The organism is Streptomyces sp. NPDC003038, from assembly GCF_040611115.1.
Lineage (GTDB): Bacteria > Actinomycetota > Actinomycetes > Streptomycetales > Streptomycetaceae > Streptomyces.
Window position 1 is genome coordinate 301,445 of the sequence record NZ_JBEXNN010000003.1, and the last position, 20,791, is coordinate 322,235.

A 20,791-nucleotide genomic window follows, 5' to 3' on the forward strand; every position below is an offset into this window, starting at 1 on the left:
AGCGGTTCAGGCCAGCTCGGCGAGTACCGATCCGAGGAGGTCCAGGGCGCTCCGTACGTGCGGGAGCCGGAGGGGGTCGCGGGCGGTGAGGGCGGCCAGCCCTTCCTCCGGGGTGGCCCCGAGCAGCGGCCACGTCGACAGCCTCACCCGCAGTGCGCCCAGTTCGTCCGCGAACCGCTGTCCGCCGGGCGTGGGCGCGCCCAGCCGCCCGCCCAGCCAGTCCTCCAGCTCCATGGCGTCACCGACCCCGTGCCGGGCGAGCCCGGCACGCAGCGGGCCGAGGTCGGCGTACAGGTGCCGGCCGGCCTGCGGGGGGCGGGCCAGCGCCCCGGCGGAGAGCAGTTCCCGGTGTGCGGCGGCGGCCACCGCACCGTGCAGTGCGGCGGCCGCCCGAGCGCGGCCGGCGACGGCTTCGGGTTCGTCGAGGGCGTGTGCGGCGGCCCCGGCGACGGGACCGGCGACCAGGGCGCCGGTGGCGGTGAGGACGTCGAGGGTGCGGGCGCGCAGCCAGGTTCCGCGCGGGGTGCCGGGGAAGCGGACCACGGCGGCGGGCCAGCCCGCGGGCAGCAGGGCCCCGGACAGGTCGACGAGGACGGCGGCCTGGTCGGGGAGCATCTCGGCGGGGCTCAGGACGAGCGTGTCGTGCGGCCGGTGCACGGTGTCGCGCCAGGTCTCGTCGCTGACGACGAACAGCCCGCAGGCTTCAGCGGCTTCGCAGGCCTCGCGCAGGAGCTCGGGCGGTGGCACGGTCGCGGTGGGGTCGTCGGCGACCGACAGCAGCAGCACGCGCGGGTCACCGCCCTCGGCGCGCACCCGCCGTACGGTCTCCAGCAGGGCGTACGGGTCGGGTACGCCACCGCACTCGGCCGGGGTCGGCACGTGATAGGCCCGCCGTCCCAGCAGCCGGACCTGCGGGGTCCACCATGCGGGACAAGGCCGCGGCAGCATGACGTCGCCCCCGTACGCGCCGAGCAGGGCGAGCAGCAGCGCGGGGGCTCCCGGCCCGGCGGCCACGTCCTCGGGGCCGGTGGCGAGCCCGCGCCGGGCCCAGTGCCGGCACGCGGCCTCCCGTACGGGCTCGCCGCCGCCTACGGGCTCCGGGGCGGCCCGCCCTGCGGCCGCGGCGAGGACGGAGAGGAGTTCGGGCAGCACGGGCAGGCCGGGCTGGGGCGCCGGTGGGCCGTACCGGACCGGGCCGTGGTCCTCCGCCGCCGTGCGCTGCGTCCCCGCCACCGGTTCCTGCCTTCCGCGCTCGTTCCGTTCGGTTCAGTTCTGCTCCGCCAACCCTGCCCTTTATACGATTATTTATGCGGGTACGCCTGTTGTCGGACCGCGGTGGGAGGCGTACACCGGTCAGCCCCGCCGGCCCAGCAGCGCGAGCAGCCGGGTCTGCGCGTTCGCCCCGGCCGGCACGTCCAGCGGCTCGGCGTACTGTCCGCTGGCCGCGAGTTCACCGGCGTACGGCATGACCTCCTTGAGGGAGAACTCGACGAGGCCGTCGGGCAGCCGGTCGTCGGCACCGATACCCCGGGACAGGTCCCAGGTGTGCACGACGCAGTCGGCCGTCAGCTCCGAGCAGTACGCCGACCCGAGCGCGGGCCCGTACGAGAGCCGGACGGTCCGGTCCAGCGCGCCGGGCGCGGCGAAGGCCGCCCGCGCGGCGGCCGCGGCCCGGTCCCACGCGGCGACCGGGTCCGCACCGAGCACATCGCCCGAGAACGCGTCGCCGATCTCCTGGACCGTGCGGCCGTCGGTGACGAGCGGCGGGATCCAGAGGTGTTCGGCGGTGACGTGGTTGACCACGTCCCGCACGCTCCACTCGGTGCACGGGGTCGGCGCGTCCCATTGGGTGTCCGCGACGGCGCGCACCCGCTCACCGAAGAGCCGCAGCGCCTCGGCGTGCCGTTCGAGCAGCGTGTCCGGCATCGCTCTCACCGTCCTCTGCGTGGGAGGTCCCCTCGGATCCCCCTGGGGCCAACTCTCCTCGCACCTGGTCTGCCCTGCCACCGTCCGGCCCAATCCCCTTTGAACCCAAGGGTGGTGTCCACATGTCAAAACGTCAGTCTCATATGGCGGTCTGACCCCCTACGGTGTTCACACGGCTTCGACGAGGAGGATCACCCCCATGAACGCGAAAGAGACGGCCGTCTACACCCACGGGCACCACGAGTCGGTCCTGCGCTCGCACCGCTGGCGCACCGCCGCGAACTCGGCCGCGTACCTGATCGGCGAGCTCCGGCCGGGGATGTCCGTCCTGGACGTGGGGTGCGGCCCGGGCACGATCACCGCCGACCTGGCGGAACTGGTCGCGCCGGGCGGCCGGGTCACCGCCGTCGACGCCTCCGCGGACATCGTGGCCCAGGCCCGCGCGTACACGGCGGAGCGCGGTCTGAGCCAGGTGGAATACGCGGTGGCGGACGTCCACGCGCTGGACTTCCCGGACGGCTCCTTCGACGTGGTCCACGCCCACCAGGTGCTCCAGCACGTCGGCGACCCGGTACGGGCGCTGCGCGAGATGCGGCGGGTGTGCCGGCCGGGCGGGATCGTGGCCGCACGGGACGCGGACTACGCGGCGATGGCCTGGTATCCGGCCGCGCCGGGCCTGGAGGAGTGGCTGAGACTGTACCGCCGGGTGGCCCGCGCCAACGGCGGCGAACCCGATGCGGGCCGCCGGCTGCGGGCCTGGGCGCGCGAGGCGGGCTTCACCCGCGTGGCGTGTTCGGCGACGGCCTGGTGCTACGCCACCGCGGAGGAGACCGCCTGGTGGTCGGCCCTGTGGGCGGACCGTACGACGGCGTCCGCCTACGCCTCCATCGCCACCGGGGGCGGCCACGCGACCCCTTCGGAACTGGCCGCCCTCGCCGAGGCCTGGCGCGCCTGGGGCGCGCACCCGGACGCCTGGTTCTCGGTCCCGCACGGCGAGATCCTCTGCCGGGTGTGACCCTTGCCGGGTGTGGCCTCGGCCGGGGAACCCGGCGCGACGGCCGCCGCCGGGGCGGCGCCGCACCGCCCCGCTAGACCGACGGCCGCATGCGGAAGTCGTACCGCGGCGGCAGCGGCTGACCGGTGAGGGCGGCCCACCCCTCGTTCAGGGTCTCCTCGCCCTCCCGGAGGTCCGGGATCTCGAAGCCGTCCTCGAAGACCCGCCGCGCCGCGGCCACATGCCCCTCCGCCGCCAGCAGCTTCGCGGCGAGCAGCCGGAAGCGGCCGTGCTCGCGCAGCGCGGGCCGCAACCGGTCCCAGACGGCCCGCGCCTGCGGCAGCCGCCCCGCGGCCAGCAGCGCCGTCAGCGCCTCCCGGCCCAGCGCCGACTCCGCTGCCGTCCACGCCGCCCCGCCCCCGCTCTCCCCGGCCAGGTCCTCGAACGCCTCCGCGTACCCGTCGGCCGCCCGCGCCGGATCGCCCGCCAGGGCGTCCGCCACCGCGAGGCACCGCAGCAGCGGCCACCGCGAAGGGGCGAGCGCCAGCCCGCGCTCCCAGCTCCGTACCGCCTGGGCCACGTCTCCGGCGTGCCACTGGGCCACGCCGAGGTGGTACTCGGTCAGCGGATCCGCCGGGGCCGTCTCCAGCATGTCCCGCCAGTGCCTGGCGACCAGGCTGGGCCCGGGTGGCGCCACGCGCTGCGGGGCGGGGAAGACGCCCGTGCGCCACAGCTCCAGCCACGGGGCCTGCTCCTCGCCGAGTGCGGACTCCTCGAAGGGGGTGCCCGGCAGCTCGAAGCCCCCGCGCAGCACCTCCAGCGCGCCCCACCCCGAGCCCTGGGCCAGCCGCTCCCCCGGTTCGGCGTCGGCGCACCCGCGCCACGCCTCGTAGGCCTCGTCCACCCGCTCGCGGGGCAGTACGGTTTCCAGCGCGCCCTGCGCCGCGCCGCGGGCCTGCGCCCAGTCGGCCCCGTGTACGGCCGAGGGGTCCGCGGACAGCGGCCCGTACGCCTCCAGCCAGCTGAACTCGGCGCCGCCCTCCAGCCGTACGTGCTCCAGCTGGGTGCGGGCCAGTCCGGCCTGGATCTCGGCGTAGCCGCCCGTACCGGGCTCGGTCAGCCACTCCTGCCAGCGCCGGCCGCCCCCGCCCGCACCCCAGACGAAGAGCTTGCGCCCGCGCAGCAAGCCGGTGGAGGTCTGTACGAGCCCCTGCCCCGCGGCGTCCAGCGAGGCGATCCAGGGCCGGGCCCCGTCCTGGACCTCGTAGAAGAAGTCGGCCGGGTACTCGCTGCGCAGCGGGTACGTCCGGTCGGCGCCCTCCCACCGCGGTACGGGGATGCGCCGCAGCGCGTGCTCGTACCCGAAGTGCCAGGCCTCGTCGGCGGGGGCGAGCACCCGCGTGCCCGCGTCCTCGGGGACGGCGATGTTGGACCACCAGTACACGGGCGCGGGGCGCTCGTGCGGATTGCGCACCCGGACCCCGACGTACAGGAACTCCGAGTCCGGCGGCAGCCACAGGTCCACCTGGAACGGCAGGTCGCGCAGCCGCTCCCACTCCCACAGCCGCACCATCACACCGCCGTCGGGGGCCGGGACGAGGGCGGCGTGCAACGGGGCGCAGGACAGGGTGGTGTGGCCGGTGGCACCGATGTTCCACTCGATGCCGCCGGAGAACCAGGCGCCGTTGAGCGCGAAGTTGGCGGGCTGGAACACCGGGTTGCGGTAGAGCAGTTCACGGCCGGTCGGCAGGTGCGTGATCGAGTGGACGCGCCCGCCCAGGCCGGGCAGGACGGTGACGCGCAGGTGGGCGTTCTCGATGACGATCGAATCGAACTCCCGCTCGGAGCGCTCCCTTCGGTAGCCGTCGCGGATCCGGACGGGCAGCAACGAGCGCAGCGGCTCGTATCCGATCTGCCGGGCCATGTCGCGCGGCAGCCCCTCGCGCGTCCGCTCGTCCAGCGCGTGCACGTCGCGGGGCGCGCGCAGGGCGGGCAGGGGGTTCTCGGGGCCGGTCGGGGCCGCGGGGAGGGTCAGGACGGCGCGTCGGACGGTGGTGGCCATGAGGGAAATGGAACACGCCGCGGCCGCCTCTGCACAGGGGTTCCGCGGATCACCACCGGTCAGGATGAGGTGAAGGCCCCCACCACGAGGTCCGCGAGCAGTGCGCCCGCACGCGCGTCCGGGTCCAGGTCCGGGTCGTAGACGGTGACGTTGAGACCGACGCAGCGCGGGGAGCGCACCAACACCGTGAGCAGCGCGGCCAGTTCATCGGGGGCCAGGCCGCCGGGGTCGGGGCTGTCCACGGCCGGCATGACGCTCGGGTCCAGCACGTCCGCGTCCAGGTGGACCCAGAAGCCGGAGGTGGCCGGCGGGTACATGCCCTCCAGGGCCGCGCGCGCCACCGGTCCGGCGCCGCGCGCGCGGATCTCGCCGACGGTGGCCGTGAAGATCCCGGCCGCGCGCAGTTCCGTGAGGTCCCCGTCCGCGTCCCGCAGCCCGAAGAGCCGTACGTCCTCGTCCCGGAGGTAGGGCTCCAGGCCTTCCAGGTCGGTGAGGACGGCCTGGCCGCGCCCGGTCGCCAGGGCCAGTTCCTCACCGGCGGCGGCGCCGACGGGCCCGTTCACCGCCTCGTTCCCGGCGTGGCGGAAGTCGGCGGAGCCGTCGATCGCGACGAGTCCGTACCGCCCGAGCCGACGCATGGCGAGGGCGGCGCCGAGCTGGATCGAGCAGTCACCGCCGAGCACGACGGGGAACTCCCCGGCCCGCAGGTGCCGTTCGATGCGGTTGGCGAGCGCGACGGTGTACGCGGCGAGGGCGTCGGCGTGGAACACCCCGTCGCCCTCCTTCCAGTCACCGCGGTCGTAGCGCGGCGGGATCACCACCCCGCCCTCGCGTGCGCCGAGCCGGCTCAGCAGCCCCTGTTCGCGCAGGGCCCCGGCCAGTTTGTAGACGCCGGGTACGGTGCCGGGCGCGGGCGGACGCAGGCCGAGGTTGGACGGGGCGTCGAGGAGCACGAGGGATCGCATGGCTTCATCCTGGGCGATGCGCGCCCCGGGGGCCCGGCATTTCGGCGGTCACGGCCCAGCGTTCGTGGTCGCGCCAGGCCCCGTCGACGTAGAGGAAGTCCGGCGAGAGCCCCTCCAGCCGGAATCCCGCGCCGCGCACGAGCGCGATGGAGGCGGTGTTGCCGGGCTGGATGTTGGCCTCCAGCCGGTGCAGCCCCAAGCCGCCCTCCGGGGCCGGGGCGAAGGCGTGCGCGAGGACCAGGCCGAGTGCCTCGCGCATCATCCCGCGTCCGGCGGCGTGCGCGAAGGCGCCGTAGCCGAGGGCTCCGCACTGGAAGGCTCCGCGCACGATGTTGTTGATGTTGACGAAGCCGGCGATGGCCCCGGTCTCCCGCTCGCAGACGAGGAACCCGGCCCGGCCGCCGCCCTCGGTCAGCGGCTTCGCGTAGGACTCGTACTCCTCGACGGTGCGGGGCGGGAACAGCCAGGGGCGGTGCAGACCGCGGCTTTCGCGCGCGCGTGCGGTGAATTCGGCTCCGTCGGCGATCCGGAAGGGCCGCAGGCCCACCCGCGCCCCTTCCCGGACGTACGTGGAAAAGGTCATCCGCCCAGGCTAGGGGTGTGGCAGGATCCCCGGTGTGATCATCTTCGACGACACCCGGGAACTCCTGCTCGCGGCGGCGCGCAACAACGCCGAGTGGTGCGACGCGGTCTGCCGCGGTCACGGACCGGCGGGCGCGTTCACGCGTGACGCGTGGACCAGCTCCCGCCGGACCCCGCCGCTGTACCCCGACGCGGTGACGCTCACGGGTGACGCCTCGGCGGCCGCGCTGCTGGCGGGGATCGATACCGGCTCCGCCGGCGGTTGCTCGGTCAAGGACAGCTTCGCCGTGCTCGATCTGGCCGCGGCGGGCTTCGAGGTGCTGTTCGAGGCCCGGTGGATCCACCGCCCGGCCGGAGCCGTCGGCGGGGGCGGCGGCTCGCGCCTGGACTGGTCCGAGGTCGCCACCGCCGGGGAGCTGGAGGCGTGGGAGGCCGCCTGGGACGGCGAGGAGAGCACCGGCCTGTTCCGCCCGGCCCTGCTGGGCGAGGACACCGCCTTCCTCGCGGGCCGCGCCGACGGCCGGATCGTCGCCGGGGCCGTCGCCCACCGCACCGGCGACGTCGTCGGCCTCTCCAACCTGTTCGCCCGTGATGACGCCGGTATCGACACGGCGTGGGCCGGCGCCCTGGCCGGGATCGCCGCCCGCTGGCCGGAGCTGCCCGTCGTGGGCTACGAGTCCGGCGACGACCTGGACGCCGCCGTCCGCGCCGGCTTCACCCCGATCGGCCCGCTCCGCGTCTGGCTGCGCACCGCCTGACCCGTCAGGCCCGCAGCTCCAGCCGGGGAACATCGGTCCGCTCGATCCCGAACACCTGGGTGTACAGCGACAGTTCCGCCTCCAGCGCCCGGATCATGGTGTCGGCGCGCCGGAAGCCGTGGCCCTCGCCCGCGAAGGTCACGTACGCGTGCGGCACCGGCCGTCCCCGCATGGCGGTCAGGAAACGTTCGGCCTGGGCCGGCGGGCAGACCGGGTCGTCCAGCCCCTGGAGCAGGATGAAGGGTGCGGCGATCCGGTCGGCGCGGGCCACCGGGGAGCGCTCACGGGCGCGCACCGCGAGGGTCTGCGGCGGCCCGGCCAGGCCGTCGACGTAGCGGGACTCCAGGTCGTGGGTCTCCTCGGCGAAGCCGACCAGGTCCAGCACCGGGTAGATGATCGCGGCGCAGGCGTACAGATCGGTGGCGGCCAGCGAGGCCGCCGCCGTCCAGCCGCCCGCGCTGGCGCCGCGGATGGCGAGCCGGGCCGGGTCGGCGGTGCCCTCGGCGGCGAGTGCCCGGGCCACCGCCGCGCAGTCCTCGACGTCGACCACGCCCCACTGCTCGCGCAGCCGCTCCCGGTAGGCGCGGCCGTAGCCGGAGGAGCCGCCGTAGTTCACCTCGGCCACGCCGATGCCGCGCGAGGTGAAGTAGGCGATGTGCAGGTCCAGTACGGGCGGCACGTGATCGGTGGGGCCGCCGTGCGCCCACACCACGTACGGGGGCAGTTCGTCGGCGGGAGCCCGGCAGGCCGGGTGGTGCGGCGGGTAGACGTGCGCGTGGATCTCCCGGTCGTCCGGGCCGAGGAAGGTCCGGGTCTGCGGCTCCGGGTAGGAGGCCGGGTCCACCCGGTCGACGGCCCGCGCGCCGACCGCGCGGGCGTGTCCGGTGGCGGTGTCCAGCTCGACGACCTCGTACGCGCTGCGCGGGCTGGCGGCGACTCCGTAGACCCGCGTGCCGCTCACGGCGAGCGTCGGCTGCCAGGCCGTCCAGGGCCCGGCGGCGTCCACCAGGTCGCCGCTCTCCGGGTCCAGGATGCCGAGCACCGAAGTGCCCTGGCCGTGCAGGACCGCGACCGGCCCGTCGGGGAGCGGGGCTAGCCAGCGCAGACCCGGCTTCCACAGCGGGCCGCCGAACTCCTCTTCGCGCGGGCACAGGTTGACCGCCTCACCGGTCTCCGGATCCACGCGGTACGGGTTCCACCACCCGCCGCGGTCGCTCACCGCGAGGAGGTCCCCGCCGGCCGTCCACTCCACCTCGGCGACGGCCTCCTCGGGGCCTCCGAGAACGGTACGGGCCTGCGCGAGGCCGCCCCCGGGCGTGACCTCGGCCAGTTTCAGCTCGGTTCCGTCCCAGGGCATGCGCGGGTGGTCCCACACCAGCCAGGCCGCGCGCCGCCCGTCCGGGGAGAGCCGGGGCCCGGTGCTGAACCGGTGCCGGTCGTCCGTCAGTTCCCGTACCGCGGCACGGTCACCGGCCGCCGACCCGTCCAGCGGTACGGCGGCCAGCATCCGGCGTACGTCGGTGGGGGCCGGGCCGGTGAACTCCTCCAGCACGCACCAGACTTCGCCGCCGCGCAGGACGGGGTCGGCCCAGCGCAGGCCGCCGCCGACCGCGGAGACGGGGGTGAGGGGGCGCGGCGGGGCATCGCCGGGGGCGTCGGGCTCGTAGGCGTACAGCCGTTGGTCGGCGAAGTGGACGAAGACCAGGAGGGGTCCGCCGGCGGCCCGCTCGACTCCGTCCCAGGGCCGGCCGCCGTACTCGGTGAACCGGCTGCGCACGTTCCACGGTGCGGGCAGCGCCGCGGTGGCCGGTCCGCCGTCCGCGGTCCGTCGTACGAGGGTCCGGCGGCCCTCCTCCTGCGGCCGGGGCTCGGTCCACCACACCTCGGAGCCGACCGCGGCGATGTACTCGGGCCGTCCGTCGAGCGAGGCGGCGAGCGCCGCGTCGATGGGTGAGGGCCAGCTTCCGTAGGGCAGGGTCGGTGCCACCATCACAGGGTCCCTTCACACTTCACAGAGTCCGCAACGCGTGGTCGAGGACACGGACCCCGAAGTGCAGGGCCTCGACGGGAACCCGCTCGTCCACGCCGTGGAAGAGGGACCAGTAGTCGAAACCGGGCGGGAGCTTCAGGGGGGAGAAGCCGTAGCCCGTGATGCCGAGGCGGGAGAACTGCTTGGCGTCGGTGCCGCCCGCCATGCAGAAGGGCACCACGTGTCCGTCGGGGTCGAACCGCTCGACGGACTCGCGCAGGATCCCGTACGTCCGCCCGTCCACGGGGGCTTCGAGCGCCACCTCGCGGTGGTGGAACTCCCACCGCACGTCCGGGCCCGTGAGCGCGTCCAGGGTGGCGATGAACTCGGCCTCGCCGCCCGGCAGCATGCGGCCGTCCACGAACGCGGTGGCCTGGCCGGGGATCACGTTGAGCTTGTAACCGGCGCTGAGCATGGTCGGGTTGGCGCTGTTGCGCACGGTCGCCTCGACGAGGGCGGAGGCCGGGTCGAGCCGGGCGAGGACCGCGTCGAGGTCGAAGTCGGGACGGCGCGGATCCACCGACAGGCCGTTCAGCGCGGCGAGTTCGGTGATGCAGGCGGTGACGGTGGCGGTGAGCCGGACCGGCCACTGGTACTCGCCGATCCGCGCCACGGCGGCGGCGAGCCGGCTGACCGCGTTGGCCTTGTTCGGCTTGGAGCCGTGCCCGGCGGTGCCGTGCGCGGTCAACTTCAGCCAGGCGGTGCCGCGTTCACCGGCCGCGATCGGGTAGAGGGCCTGACCCGGGCGGGTGTGTACCGTGAAGGCACCGGATTCGCTGATGCCCTCCGTGCAGCCCTCGAAGAGGTGCGGGTGGCGGTCGGCGAGGAAGCCGGAGCCGTCGACCGCGCTGTCCTCCTCGTCCGCGGTGTAGGCGATCACGATGTCGCGGCGCGGTCGGACACCCGCCCGCGCCCAGGCCCGTACGACGGCCAGCACCATCGCGTCCATGTTCTTCATGTCGACGGCCCCGCGGCCCCAGACCACGCCGTCCCGGATCTCGCCGGAGAAGGGGTGCACGCTCCAGTCGGCGGCCTCGGCCGGGACGACGTCGAGATGTCCGTGGACGAGCAGGGCGTCGGCGCCGGGGTCGGTGCCCTCGATCCGGGCCACCACGTTGGTGCGGCCGGGAGTGCGCTCCAGCAGGACCGGCTCCAGGCCGATGGCGGCGAGCCGCTCGGCGACGTACTCGGCGGCGGGGCGCTCACGGCAGTCGCCGCCGCCCCGGTTCGTGGTGTCGATCCGGATCAGGCCGGAGGTGAACTCGACGGCCTCTTCGAGCGCTACCTCGTCCACGGCGTCGGCCGGGACGGTGGCCGGGACGGTGGCGGTGGCCACGGCGCCGGCGCTGACTGCGGACATGTCAACCATTCTGCTAGCCATACTGCTCCTCCACGGCCGCCGACACGACCGTCGTGACCGCCTTGAACGTCCGGATCCCCTCGTACATCGTCCCGCTGGCGTACGCGACCCTGCGCTCCCCGCACCGCTCGACCCCCGGGATCACCGTGGCGGCCATCGCCAGGTGCTCGGCGTCGAATTCCAGCTCCACGGCGAAGGGGCCGCCGCTCACCGGTTCTCGGCGGACCGCCAGGGCCGTGGCCTCCTTGGCCGCCGCCCTGATGTCGGCGGCCGTACGGGTCGGCGTGCGGCACACGGCGGCGTAGCGCGAGACGTGGTCCTTGACGGCGACGGTCACCGCCTCCGGGGCGTAGCCGACGGCATCGGCGCAGGTCAGGTCATCTCCGGTGACCAGGACGACCGGGACCCCGTACTCGGCGACGACATGGGCGTTGAGCAGGCCCTCGCTGGCGCGCACCCCGTTGAGCCAGACGCCGGTGATGGAGTTCGCGAGGTAGGTGTGGGCGAGGACGCCTTCGGAGCCGGCTCCCGTGTGATAGCCGACGAAGGCGATGCCGTCGACGTCGCCGTACTGGACGCCCTCGACCATGGAGAGAGACTTGTGGCGGCCGGTGAGCATCTCCGCGCGGGCGTCGAGCCGCTCCAGCAGCAGGTTGCGCATGGTGGCGTGGGCCTCGTTGATGAGGACCTGCTCGGCACCGCCGTCGTAGAAGCCGAGGACGGCGGCGTTCACGTCGGAGGTGAACAGCGCCCGGCAGCGTTCCCACTGCGGGGCCCCGGGCGTCACGTCTTCGGGCCACGTGACGCCGGTGGCGCCTTCCATGTCGGCGGAGATGAGGATCTTCATCGGGCCCCCGGGCGGTCGGTTGCACACGGTCGGTTGGACACGGTCGGTCGCGGCCGGTCGCGCAGGCGTGCGGACGGCACACGCCGAGCCCCACCCTAACCGCCGCCCCCGCCGACGGCCCGGGGCCACGCCCTGCTTCCGGCGGCGCCCGCCACGCCGGGAAATCCACCCGAACCGGTGAGTCGGCTCGGGGGTCCCACTGGCCCGGCAACGAGCTTGCTCAGCCCTCGACTTCGGCGGCCAGATTGGCGAGCACGGTGTCGTAGATCCGGCCGAGGCCCTTGGGCGCGAAGGCGCGCTCGAAGAAGCCGCCGATACCGCCGGCGCCGTTCCACACGGTGGTGACGACGGCCTTGGACTTGCCCTCGCCGGCCGGGGTGACGATCCAGGTGGTGACCATGGAGGAGTTGCGGTCCTTCTCGACCAGCTGCCCGTCCGTGGGCTCGGTGACCTCCAGCAGGCAGTCGCGGACCCGCTTGCTGGTGGCCTGGAGCTTCCAGTGGACGAGGGTCCCCTCGCCGTCGCCGCCCTCGCGCACCTCGTACTCGCTGAAGTGCTCGGGCAGCAGCCGCCCCCGGGTCCCGGTGTAGTCCGCCAGCGCGTCGAACACGGTCTCCGCGTCGGCCGCGATGATCCGCTCCGTGGTGGCCTCGACCTGCGCCATAGCTGTTCCTCCAGCAGTTGTGATCGCTCGTCGCGGCAAGACAACCACCTCCGGGGCGACCGCCCAAATCCAGGCCCGCGGGGCGGCCCGGGCGGCCCGGAAGCAGGACCGCACGATCATGGGAACATTTGTTCTATTCTCGGGAGAGGGCTACCGAGGGAGGCGCTCATGCGCTGGGACAATCTGGCCGACGGGGACACCGGACAAGGGACGGCCGGGGCCGCCGGGCCCGTCGCGCTCTTCGGGGCCGACGCCGTCGTCACGCGGACCTTCGACACCCCCGAGTTCCGCGGTATCACCTTCCACGAGGTGCGGGCCCGCTCGATCGTCAACCGGGTACCGGGGGCCTCGCGCATGCCGTTCGAATGGACCGTCAACCCCTACCGCGGCTGCAGCCACGCCTGTGTCTACTGCTTCGCCCGCAAGACCCACAGCTACCTCGACCTCGACACCGGCATCGGCTTCGACTCGCAGATCGTCGTCAAGACCAACGCCCCCGACCTGCTGCGCCGCGAACTCGGCTCGCGGCGCTGGACCGGTGCGCACATCGCCATGGGCACCAACGTCGACTGCTATCAGCGCGCCGAGGGCCGCTACCGGCTGATGCCGGGGATCATCGAAACCCTGCGCGACCACGCCAACCCCTTCTCGATCCTCACCAAGGGCACGCTGATCCTGCGCGACCTCCCGCTCCTCCAGGAGGCCGCCGAGGTCACCGACGTCGGCATATCCGTATCCGTCGGCTTCACCGACACCGGCCTGTGGCGGACGGTCGAGCCCGGCACGCCCTCCCCCGCCGGCCGGCTGAACGCCGTACGGACCCTCACCGACGCCGGCATCGAGTGCGGCGTGCTGATGGCCCCGGTGATCCCCTTCCTCGGGGACGCGCCGGAGCAGCTGCGGGCCACCGTCCGCGCCATCGCCGAGTCCGGCGCCACCTCGGTGACACCGCTGGTACTCCATCTGCGGCCCGGGGCGCGGGAGTGGTTCATGTCCTGGCTGGGCGAGCACCACCCGCCCCTCGTGGAGCGGTACGAGCGGATGTACGGGGGCGGCTCGTACGCGCCCACCTGGTACCAGCGGCAGATCACCCGCCAAGTCCACGAACTGGCGGCCGAATTCGGCATCGGACCGAGCCGGCGCGGGGCGTCCCGCAGGATCGTCACTCCCGAACGGCCCGGGGACATGCCGGCCGGGCCCGCGCCCGCCGGGCCGACCCAGCTCACCCTCCTCTGACCTCCGGACGCCTCCCGGCCGGGTCATCACATCGGGCCAATAGGCGGTCCAATCCCGTCTTCCAGGCGTGGTTTCCGGGACGATTCCGCCCAGAACCCTCGGCTGGGAGGCCCCATGCTGCACCCGTTGAAGAAGCGCCGCCCGTTGCACAAGCGCGCGGCTGTCCTGCTGGCGATCTCCACCGTCGCCGCCGCCCTCGCGAGCCCGGTCACGGCGGCCCCGGCAGCCGGCCCGGCGGCCCCTTCGGCGTCGGCGGCGCCGAAGGCGGCCGCCCTCCACTGGACCGGCTGCGCGACCACCCGGTTCCCGACCCTGCAGTGCGCCTCCCTCAAGGTCCCCCTCGACCACGACCACCCCGCGGGCCGCCAGATCACCCTCGCCCTGACCCGGGTCCCGCACACCGCCGCCACCTCCCAGGGACCCCTGCTGGTCAATCCGGGCGGCCCGGGCGGCAGCGGCCGCAACCTGGCCGGCCACATCGCCTCCGCCCTCCCCAAGGACGTGGCCGCCCAGTACGACGTGATCGGCTTCGACCCCCGGGGCGTCGGCAAGAGCGAGCCGGCCCTCGACTGCGCGGCCGGCCACTTCGCCACCGTCCGCCCGGACTCCGTACCGCGCGACAAGGCGACCGAGCGCGCCAACCTGGACCGGGTGCGGTCCTACGCCGAGACCTGCCGGGCCAAGCACGCGGACGTGCTCCCGCACATCGGCACCGTCGCGGCCGCCCGCGACATCGAGGTGCTGCGCGGCGCCCTCGGCGCGGAGCGGATCAGCTACTTCGGCTACTCCTACGGGACCTACCTGGGCGCGGTGTACGCCAAACTCCACCCGGGCCGGGTCAACCGGCTCGTCCTGGACTCCGTGGTCGACCCGAGCGGGGTCTGGTACGAGGACAACCTCGCCCAGGACCGGGCCTTCGACTCCCGCCACAAGGCCTTCCTGGCCTGGGTCGCGAAGTACGACGCCACCTACCGGCTCGGCACCGACCCGGCGGTGGTCGAGACACGCTGGTACGCGATGCGGGACGCCTTGCGCGCGACTCCCGCGGGCGGCAAGGTGGGCCCCTCCGAGCTGGAGGACACGTACATGCCGGGCGCCTACTACAACGGCTACTGGCCCCAGCTCGCCGCCGCATTCTCCGCGTACGCGGTGGGCAGGGACGCGAAGCCGCTGGTGGCGGCGTACGAGCGGTTCGGCGCGGTGGCGCCCGCCGCGGGCAACAGCTACAGCGTGTACACGGCGGTGCAGTGCCGCGACTCGGCCTGGCCGAAGGACTGGAACCAGTGGCGCGCCGACATGTGGCGCACGCACGCCAAGGCGCCCTTCATGACCTGGAACAACGCCTGGTACAACGCCCCGTGCGCGTTCTGGCCGACGGAGCCGCTCAAGGCCCCGGACGTGACCAACACCGCCCTGCCGCCCGCCCTGCTCCTCCAGGCGACGGACGACGCGGCCACCCCGTTCGAGGGCGCGCTCAGCATGCGGGAGAAGCTGGCGGGCGCCGCCCTGGTGATCGAGGAGGGCGGCGGCAACCACGGCATTTCGCTGAGCGGCAACAAGTGCCTGGACGAGAAGGTGGCGGCGTACCTGAAGACGGGCAAGGCCGCGGACGCCACCTGCTCCGCCCAGCCGGTTCCGAAGCCGGCCACGGCGACCCGCGCGGCTACGCCCTCGGCGGCCGGGGCGGCGCTGCACGGACTGCTCGGCTTCCGGGGCTGATCCCTGGCGGCACGGGGGCCGCTTCCCGGCCCCCGGCCGCCCGCCTCCCCGCGCGGGCGGTCAGGTCCCGTTCTGCTCGCTCATGGAGCTGATCTTGTCAGTCCAGTGCGCGCAGGGCCTCCGTCGCCGCCACCGCCAGGCGGGGGTGGGACTGGGCCCGGGTCAGGAGGTCGCGGGCGCGGGGGTCGGCGAGGGCGCCCAGGCCTTCGACGCAGGCCAGGGCGATCCGCCAGTACGGGTCGTGCGGGGAGAGCAGCCGGGACAGCGTGGTCATCAGGGCCGGGGCCGACTCCGGCGCGCGCAGGGCGGTGAGCAGCCGCACCGGCTGGAGGGCGTAGGCCGTGCGCAGTCCGTTGGTGGCGAGGGCCGCCGCCGCACGGGCGGTGCGCGGGTCGCCCAGTACGGCCAGCGCCTCGGCGGCGGCCGCGCAGCGTGGCGGGTCGCGGTGGTTGAGCAGCAGCACCAGGGGCTCGAAGGCCCGGCGGTCTCCGCGCAGGCCCAGCCGGTACGCCGCCAGCTCGCGCGCCCACAGCGGCCGCCCGGCGGACGTCAGGGACGCCGCCAGGGCGTCCGGGTCCGCCGCGAGCAGCGCCTCGTACTGCGCGTACGCGGGCGATCCGGTGGCTTCCGCCCGCAGGCGCTCCAGCACGTCGTTCACCCGCTCACCCTAGGGCGGCATCGGCGCGGGCGCCGCGGGTTCGCGGGGATACGTACCCGATCGCGGCGGCCGGGTGCAAGCCGCATGGCGGCGTATGTCACATCTCCGTGCTCTGGCCAAGTAGTTACCGAGGAGTTACTGTCCCTTCAACACGTACGAGGGCGGCCTGGTGACGCAGCCGCCTCGTGCCGGTCGGTTCGGTACCTCAGGTATCGCAGCACCTTTCGCAGTACCACGGCGTGGCCCCGGGACAGGGCCCGCCGCTTTCGCCCCCCGGGCTTCCCCGCACGGCATCCGCACGCCGTGCCCCCAGTCGTCACCCTCTTCCACTGGAGTCCCTCGATGGACCGTCCGTCCAGTCAGTCCACCCTCCAGACCATCGCCGTCGTCGGTCTCGGCACGATGGGCACCGGCATCGCCGAGGTCCTCGCCCAGGCCGGCCACGAGGTCATCGGCATCGACATCAGCGACGTCGCCACCCGCCGGGCCACGGCCGCCCTGGCCGCGGCCACCGCCCGCTCCGTCACCAAGGAGCGCCTCACCGACGAGGAGCGGACGGACGTCCTCGCCCGCTTCCGCACCTTCACCGACCTGGGCGCCGCCGCCGGGGCCGATCTCGTCATCGAGGTCGTGCCCGAGTCGTACGAGCTCAAGCAGCGGGTGTTCCGGGAACTCGACGCGATCGTGCGGCCCGACACGATCCTGGCGACGGGCACCAACGCCCTGTCGGTGACCCGGCTCGCCGCGGAGTCCCAGCGCCCCGAGCGCGTGCTGGGCCTGCACTTCTTCAATCCGGCGCCGGCGATGAAGCTGGTCGAGGTCGTCTCCTGCGTGCTCACCGCGCCGACCGCCGTCGCGGCGGTCACCCAGCTGGCCCGCGCGCTCGGCAAGGAGCCCGTCTCGGTCGGCGACCGCCCCGGCTTCGTCGCGGACGGCCTGCTCTTCGGTTACCTCAACCAGGCCGCCGCCATGTACGAGGCGAAGTACGCCTCCCGCGAGGACATCGACGCGGCGATGCGGCTGGGCTGCGGCCTGCCCATGGGCCCGCTCGCGCTGCTCGACCTGATCGGCGTGGACACCGCCCGCACCGTTCTGGAAGCCATGTACGTCTCCTCCGGGGACCGGCTGCACGCCCCGGCGCCGATCCTGGGCCACCTTGCCGAAGCGGGCCTGACCGGGCAGAAGTCCGGGCGGGGCTTCTACACGTACGAGGCGCCCGGCAGCTCCGTGATCGTCCGGGACGCGCAGACGCCGCCGGAGGGCGGCCGCTCCGGCGGGGGCCGACCGGTCACCTCGGTCGGCGTGGCCGGTTCCGGCACCATGGCGAGCGGGATCGCGCAGGTCTTCGCGCAGTCCGGTTTCACCGTGGTCCTCGCCGGCCGCAGCCAGGAGAAGGCCGACGCGGCGAAGGCCGCGATCGGCAAGTCCCTGGGCCGGGCGGTGGCCAAGGGCCGGCTGACCCAGGAGGCGGCCGCGCAGACCCTGGGCCGGATCACCCCGGCCGGTTCGCTGGAGGCCTTCGCCGACGTGGACCTGGCCGTGGAGGCGGTCGCCGAGGACCTGGCGGTCAAGCAGGAGCTGTTCGCGGCCCTGGACAAGGTCTGCAAGCAGGGCGCGGTGCTGGCCACCACGACCTCCTCGCTGCCGGTGATCGCGATCGCCCGCGTCACCTCGCGCCCGCAGGACGTGATCGGCATGCACTTCTTCAACCCGGCGCCGGCGATGAAGCTGGTCGAAGTCGTCCGTACGGTCCTGACGGCCGACGACGTGCACGCCACGGTCCGCGACATCTGCGGATCGGTGCGCAAGCACCCCGTGGACTGCGGGGACCGGGCGGGTTTCATCGTGAACGCGCTGCTGTTCCCGTACCTCAACAACGCCGTCAAGATGGTCGAGCAGCACTACGCGAGCCTCGACGACATCGACGCGGCGATGAAGCTGGGCGGCGGCTACCCGATGGGGCCGTTCGAACTCCTCGACGTGGTCGGCCTGGACGTCTCGCTGGCCATCGAGAAGGTCCTCCACAAGGAGTTCCGCGACCCGGGCCTGGCCCCGTCCCGGCTGCTGGAGCACCTGGTGGCGGCGGGATGCCTGGGAAGGAAGACCGGCCGCGGATTCCGTGAGTACGCCCGCCGGTAGGGGGTGTCCGCCCGATCAGCGCCGGATCAGCACGCGCCGGACGGGCCGGGCCCGGCCATGATCGGCCGGACACCCCCTGACCCGGCCGGCCACGAGCCGGATGCGTGGGGAGGGCTGCTCGGGTCCGCCGGACCCTCACGGCGGACGAACCCTCCCGAGCCCAGTGCGGGCTCTCCCCCGCATCCACCCCCGTCCCACCCCCCGCAGGCGCGCTCCCCTGCGCGAATGAAGTACTTTCGCTCTATGTCCCAGCCCGCCAAGACCTCGCCCCGCGCCACCACGGCCTCCGACGCACCGGAGAGCGCGGCCGGCACCCGGGCGGCCGCGCAGCGGCTCAAGATGCGCCGCGAGCTCGCCGCGGCGGCGATGGAGCTGTTCGCGACCAAGGGGTACGAGGCGACGACGGTCGACGAGATCGCCGCGACAGCCGGGGTGGCGCGGCGGACCTTCTTCCGGCATTTCCGGTCCAAGGAAGAGGCGATCTTCCCGGATCACGACGACACCCTGACCCGCGCCGAGGCGGTTCTCGACGTGGCCCCGGCGCACGAGCACCCGCTCGACACGGTGTGCCGCGGGATCAAGGAAGTCATGAAGATGTACGCGGCCTCGCCGGCGGTGTCGGTGGAGCGCTACCGGCTGACCCGCGAGGTGCCGGCGCTGCGCGAGCGGGAGATCGCCTCGGTGGCCCGGTACGAGCGGCTGTTCACCCGCTATCTGCTGGCCCACTTCGACGAGCACGAGCCGCACGACGGCAATGACGACCCGCTGCTGGCCGAGGTGGCCGCCTCGGCGGTGGTGACCGCCCACAACCACGTCCTGCGGCGCTGGCTGCGGGCGGGCGGCCAGGGGGACGTGGAGGCGCAGCTGGACCACGCCTTCTCGATCGTGCGGAACACCTTCGGCTCGGGGATCGGCGCGGGGCGCACGCTGAACACGGCGTCGCCGGCCGCGTCGGCCGCGGTCCGGACGCAGGGCGAGGTCCTGGTGGCGGTGGCTCGTACGGACGCCCCTCTGGACGAGGTCATGCGGACCATCGAAGAGGCACTGAAGAAGAAGTAAGCGACCCGCGTCACAGCGGCCGCTCCCGTTCCGGGGGCGGCCGCTTCCGTTTGTCCCACTTGCCCCTACTCGCCGGTAACCCTGATCGATCATCGCTCATCTGCGCAGGTCAATGGGCAAATGAGAGAAAGTTTTGGCACGCGGTGCCTTGCTGAGTGACACGGGGTGCCATACGTTGAAGTCGTCCGGATGTCCCCGCGGCCCACGCCCACACGGCACGGAACGCGCCCCGGACGCCTGCGTCACCAGGCACCGCACACCCGGCTCCGCTTGCCGAAGCCTCTGCCACGAGCAGAGGCGGAGCGCAGCGAAGCCACAGCGTCGCGCAGCACCACCGCAGCAGCCGGACCGACGGCACCCGCAGCACCAGTCACAGCACCCCACACGCACCCACGCATACAACGCGTATCCCCCAGCGCACCCTCATTCAGCGCTCAGCCGGAGGCTCTACCGTGAAGGACATCCTGGACGCGATCCAGTCGCAGGCCGCTACGGCCGCCGACTTCGCGGCCCTGCCGCTCCCCGACTCGTACCGCGCGGTCACCGTGCACAAGGACGAGGTGGAGATGTTCGCGGGGCTCACCACCCGTGAGAAGGACCCGCGCAAATCCCTGCACCTGGACCAGGTCCCGGTGCCGGAACTCGGCCCGGGCGAGGCCCTGGTGGCCGTCATGGCCTCCTCGGTCAACTACAACTCCGTCTGGACCTCGATCTTCGAGCCGGTGTCCACCTTCGGCTTCCTGGAGCGGTACGGACGCCTGTCGGAGCTCACCAAGCGCCACGACCTCCCGTACCACGTCATCGGCTCCGACCTCGCGGGCGTCGTCCTGCGCACCGGTCCCGGCGTGAACGCCTGGAAGCCCGGCGACGAGGTCGTAGCGCACTGCCTCTCGGTGGAGCTGGAGTCCTCCGACGGCCACAACGACACGATGCTCGACCCGGAGCAGCGCATCTGGGGCTTCGAGACCAACTTCGGCGGGCTGGCGGAGATCGCCCTCGTCAAGTCCAACCAGCTCATGCCCAAGCCGGACCACCTCAGCTGGGAGGAGGCCGCCTCCCCCGGCCTGGTCAACTCCACCGCCTACCGCCAGCTGGTCTCCCGCAACGGCGCCGGCATGAAGCAGGGCGACAACGTCCTGATCTGGGGCGCGAGCGGCGGGCTCGGCTCGTACGCCACCCAGTTCGCCCTCGCCGGCGGCGCCAACCCGATCTGTGTGGTCTCCAGCCCCGAGAAGGCGGCCATCTGCCGGGCCATGGGCGCGGAGGCGGTCATCGACCGCAACGCCGAGGGCTACAAGTTCTGGAAGGACGAGCACACCCAGGACCCGAAGGAGTGGAAGCGCCTCGGCAAGCGCATCCGCGAGCTGACCGGCGGCGAGGACGTGGACATCGTCTTCGAGCACCCCGGCCGCGAGACCTTCGGCGCGAGCGTCTACGTCACCCGCAAGGGCGGCACGATCGTCACCTGCGCCTCGACCTCGGGCTACAACCACGAGTACGACAACCGCTACCTGTGGATGTCCCTCAAGCGGATCATCGGCTCCCACTTCGCGAACTACCGCGAGGCCTGGGAGGCCAACCGCCTCATCGCCAAGGGCAAGATCCACCCGACGCTGTCGAAGGTCTACTCCCTGGAGGAGACCGGCCAGGCCGCCTACGACGTCCACCGCAACCTCCACCAGGGCAAGGTCGGCGTCCTCGCGCTGGCTCCGGAGGAGGGCCTCGGCGTGCGCGACCACGAGCTGCGGGCCACGCACCTCGACGCGATCAACCGCTTCCGTAACGTCTGAGAC

At 73.6% G+C, this 20,791-nt stretch carries 17 protein-coding genes; 7 read left to right on the forward strand and 10 right to left on the reverse strand.

The genetic code is table 11. The features are described from left to right. Positions 1-6: 6 nt before the first annotated feature. Positions 7-1,233 carry an aminotransferase class I/II-fold pyridoxal phosphate-dependent enzyme gene (locus ABZX75_RS06310; protein ID WP_355408406.1) on the reverse strand — a complete coding sequence of 409 codons (1,227 nt, stop codon included), beginning with the start codon at positions 1,231-1,233 and terminating at the stop codon, positions 7-9. Between the two features lie 120 nt (positions 1,234-1,353). Continuing rightward, positions 1,354-1,926, reverse strand: coding sequence for a TIGR03086 family metal-binding protein (locus ABZX75_RS06315; RefSeq protein ID WP_355408408.1), 573 nt, complete (start codon positions 1,924-1,926; stop codon positions 1,354-1,356). Positions 1,927-2,125: 199 nt separating this feature from the next. Here ABZX75_RS06315 and ABZX75_RS06320 point away from each other — a divergent pair, with 199 nt between their 5' ends. Continuing rightward, positions 2,126-2,941 (forward strand): methyltransferase domain-containing protein, encoded by an 816-nt coding sequence (locus ABZX75_RS06320; RefSeq protein ID WP_355408410.1) that lies wholly within the window; start codon positions 2,126-2,128, stop codon positions 2,939-2,941. A 73-nt stretch (positions 2,942-3,014) separates the two neighbouring features. Here ABZX75_RS06320 and ABZX75_RS06325 read toward each other — a convergent pair whose 3' ends face one another. Genes ABZX75_RS06325 through ABZX75_RS06335 form a run of 3 tightly spaced genes read right to left on the reverse strand, consistent with a single transcriptional unit; the run spans position 3,015 to position 6,530 of the window. Next, on the reverse strand, positions 3,015-4,982 hold the full coding sequence (locus ABZX75_RS06325; RefSeq protein ID WP_355408412.1) for a DUF5107 domain-containing protein: 1,968 nt from the start codon (positions 4,980-4,982) through the stop codon (positions 3,015-3,017). A 59-nt stretch (positions 4,983-5,041) separates the two neighbouring features. Beyond that, positions 5,042-5,947: an arginase family protein gene (locus tag ABZX75_RS06330; RefSeq protein ID WP_355408413.1), complete on the reverse strand. Its 906-nt coding sequence runs from the start codon at positions 5,945-5,947 to the stop codon at positions 5,042-5,044. A 4-nt stretch (positions 5,948-5,951) separates the two neighbouring features. After that, positions 5,952-6,530 carry a GNAT family protein gene (locus tag ABZX75_RS06335; RefSeq protein WP_355408415.1) on the reverse strand — a complete coding sequence of 193 codons (579 nt, stop codon included), beginning with the start codon at positions 6,528-6,530 and terminating at the stop codon, positions 5,952-5,954. A gap of 34 nt (positions 6,531-6,564) precedes the next feature. Here ABZX75_RS06335 and ABZX75_RS06340 point away from each other — a divergent pair, with 34 nt between their 5' ends. Further along, the gene (locus ABZX75_RS06340) at positions 6,565-7,287 is read left to right on the forward strand and encodes a hypothetical protein (RefSeq protein ID WP_355408417.1); all 723 of its coding nucleotides are present in this window, start codon (positions 6,565-6,567) and stop codon (positions 7,285-7,287) included. 4 nt (positions 7,288-7,291) lie between these two features. Here ABZX75_RS06340 and ABZX75_RS06345 read toward each other — a convergent pair whose 3' ends face one another. From ABZX75_RS06345 to ABZX75_RS06360, 4 genes are all read right to left on the reverse strand, one after another. Further along, on the reverse strand, positions 7,292-9,277 hold the full coding sequence (locus tag ABZX75_RS06345) for a prolyl oligopeptidase family serine peptidase (protein WP_355408418.1): 1,986 nt from the start codon (positions 9,275-9,277) through the stop codon (positions 7,292-7,294). Between the two features lie 19 nt (positions 9,278-9,296). Beyond that, entirely contained in the window at positions 9,297-10,676 is a 1,380-nt protein-coding gene (locus tag ABZX75_RS06350; RefSeq protein WP_355408420.1) for a M20/M25/M40 family metallo-hydrolase, read from the reverse strand. 13 nt (positions 10,677-10,689) lie between these two features. Then, a complete protein-coding gene (locus ABZX75_RS06355; protein WP_355408422.1) occupies positions 10,690-11,523 on the reverse strand; it encodes a M55 family metallopeptidase in 834 nt (277 codons plus the stop codon). Between the two features lie 220 nt (positions 11,524-11,743). Continuing rightward, the gene (locus ABZX75_RS06360; RefSeq protein WP_355408424.1) at positions 11,744-12,187 is read right to left on the reverse strand and encodes an SRPBCC family protein; all 444 of its coding nucleotides are present in this window, start codon (positions 12,185-12,187) and stop codon (positions 11,744-11,746) included. Between the two features lie 168 nt (positions 12,188-12,355). Here ABZX75_RS06360 and ABZX75_RS06365 point away from each other — a divergent pair, with 168 nt between their 5' ends. Beyond that, positions 12,356-13,423: an Rv2578c family radical SAM protein gene (locus ABZX75_RS06365; RefSeq protein WP_355408426.1), complete on the forward strand. Its 1,068-nt coding sequence runs from the start codon at positions 12,356-12,358 to the stop codon at positions 13,421-13,423. Positions 13,424-13,537: 114 nt separating this feature from the next. Then, positions 13,538-15,142 carry an alpha/beta hydrolase gene (locus ABZX75_RS06370; RefSeq protein WP_355408428.1) on the forward strand — a complete coding sequence of 535 codons (1,605 nt, stop codon included), beginning with the start codon at positions 13,538-13,540 and terminating at the stop codon, positions 15,140-15,142. A gap of 97 nt (positions 15,143-15,239) precedes the next feature. On the opposite strand, the gene ABZX75_RS06375 is transcribed toward ABZX75_RS06370, so the two are convergent. Continuing rightward, positions 15,240-15,800 (reverse strand): adenylosuccinate lyase, encoded by a 561-nt coding sequence (locus ABZX75_RS06375; RefSeq protein ID WP_355408429.1) that lies wholly within the window; start codon positions 15,798-15,800, stop codon positions 15,240-15,242. A gap of 342 nt (positions 15,801-16,142) precedes the next feature. Here ABZX75_RS06375 and ABZX75_RS06380 point away from each other — a divergent pair, with 342 nt between their 5' ends. The 3 genes from ABZX75_RS06380 to ccrA all read left to right on the forward strand — a co-directional run bounded on the left by ABZX75_RS06380 (position 16,143) and on the right by ccrA (position 20,788). Next, on the forward strand, positions 16,143-17,939 hold the full coding sequence (locus ABZX75_RS06380; RefSeq protein WP_355408431.1) for a 3-hydroxyacyl-CoA dehydrogenase NAD-binding domain-containing protein: 1,797 nt from the start codon (positions 16,143-16,145) through the stop codon (positions 17,937-17,939). Between the two features lie 243 nt (positions 17,940-18,182). After that, positions 18,183-18,998: a TetR family transcriptional regulator gene (locus tag ABZX75_RS06385; protein WP_355408433.1), complete on the forward strand. Its 816-nt coding sequence runs from the start codon at positions 18,183-18,185 to the stop codon at positions 18,996-18,998. A 452-nt stretch (positions 18,999-19,450) separates the two neighbouring features. Continuing rightward, on the forward strand, positions 19,451-20,788 hold the full coding sequence (gene ccrA / locus ABZX75_RS06390) for a crotonyl-CoA carboxylase/reductase (protein ID WP_355408435.1): 1,338 nt from the start codon (positions 19,451-19,453) through the stop codon (positions 20,786-20,788). Positions 20,789-20,791: the final 3 nt, after the last annotated feature.

Excerpts from the sequence above, each read along its gene's own strand:
- ABZX75_RS06335 (WP_355408415.1), bottom strand. The coding sequence starts at position 6,530 with ATGACCTTTTCCACGTACGTCCGGGAAGGGGCGCGGGTGGGCCTGCGG.
- ABZX75_RS06355 (WP_355408422.1), bottom strand. The coding sequence starts at position 11,523 with ATGAAGATCCTCATCTCCGCCGACATGGAAGGCGCCACCGGCGTCACG.
- ABZX75_RS06330 (WP_355408413.1), bottom strand. The coding sequence starts at position 5,947 with ATGCGATCCCTCGTGCTCCTCGACGCCCCGTCCAACCTCGGCCTGCGT.
- ABZX75_RS06380 (WP_355408431.1), top strand. The coding sequence starts at position 16,143 with ATGGACCGTCCGTCCAGTCAGTCCACCCTCCAGACCATCGCCGTCGTC.
- ABZX75_RS06320 (WP_355408410.1), top strand. The coding sequence starts at position 2,126 with ATGAACGCGAAAGAGACGGCCGTCTACACCCACGGGCACCACGAGTCG.
- ABZX75_RS06315 (WP_355408408.1), bottom strand. The coding sequence starts at position 1,926 with ATGCCGGACACGCTGCTCGAACGGCACGCCGAGGCGCTGCGGCTCTTC.
- ABZX75_RS06370 (WP_355408428.1), top strand. The coding sequence starts at position 13,538 with ATGCTGCACCCGTTGAAGAAGCGCCGCCCGTTGCACAAGCGCGCGGCT.
- ABZX75_RS06385 (WP_355408433.1), top strand. The coding sequence starts at position 18,183 with ATGTCCCAGCCCGCCAAGACCTCGCCCCGCGCCACCACGGCCTCCGAC.
- ABZX75_RS06345 (WP_355408418.1), bottom strand. The coding sequence starts at position 9,277 with ATGGTGGCACCGACCCTGCCCTACGGAAGCTGGCCCTCACCCATCGAC.
- ABZX75_RS06325 (WP_355408412.1), bottom strand. The coding sequence starts at position 4,982 with ATGGCCACCACCGTCCGACGCGCCGTCCTGACCCTCCCCGCGGCCCCG.
- ABZX75_RS06365 (WP_355408426.1), top strand. The coding sequence starts at position 12,356 with ATGCGCTGGGACAATCTGGCCGACGGGGACACCGGACAAGGGACGGCC.
- ABZX75_RS06350 (WP_355408420.1), bottom strand. The coding sequence starts at position 10,676 with ATGTCCGCAGTCAGCGCCGGCGCCGTGGCCACCGCCACCGTCCCGGCC.
- ABZX75_RS06360 (WP_355408424.1), bottom strand. The coding sequence starts at position 12,187 with ATGGCGCAGGTCGAGGCCACCACGGAGCGGATCATCGCGGCCGACGCG.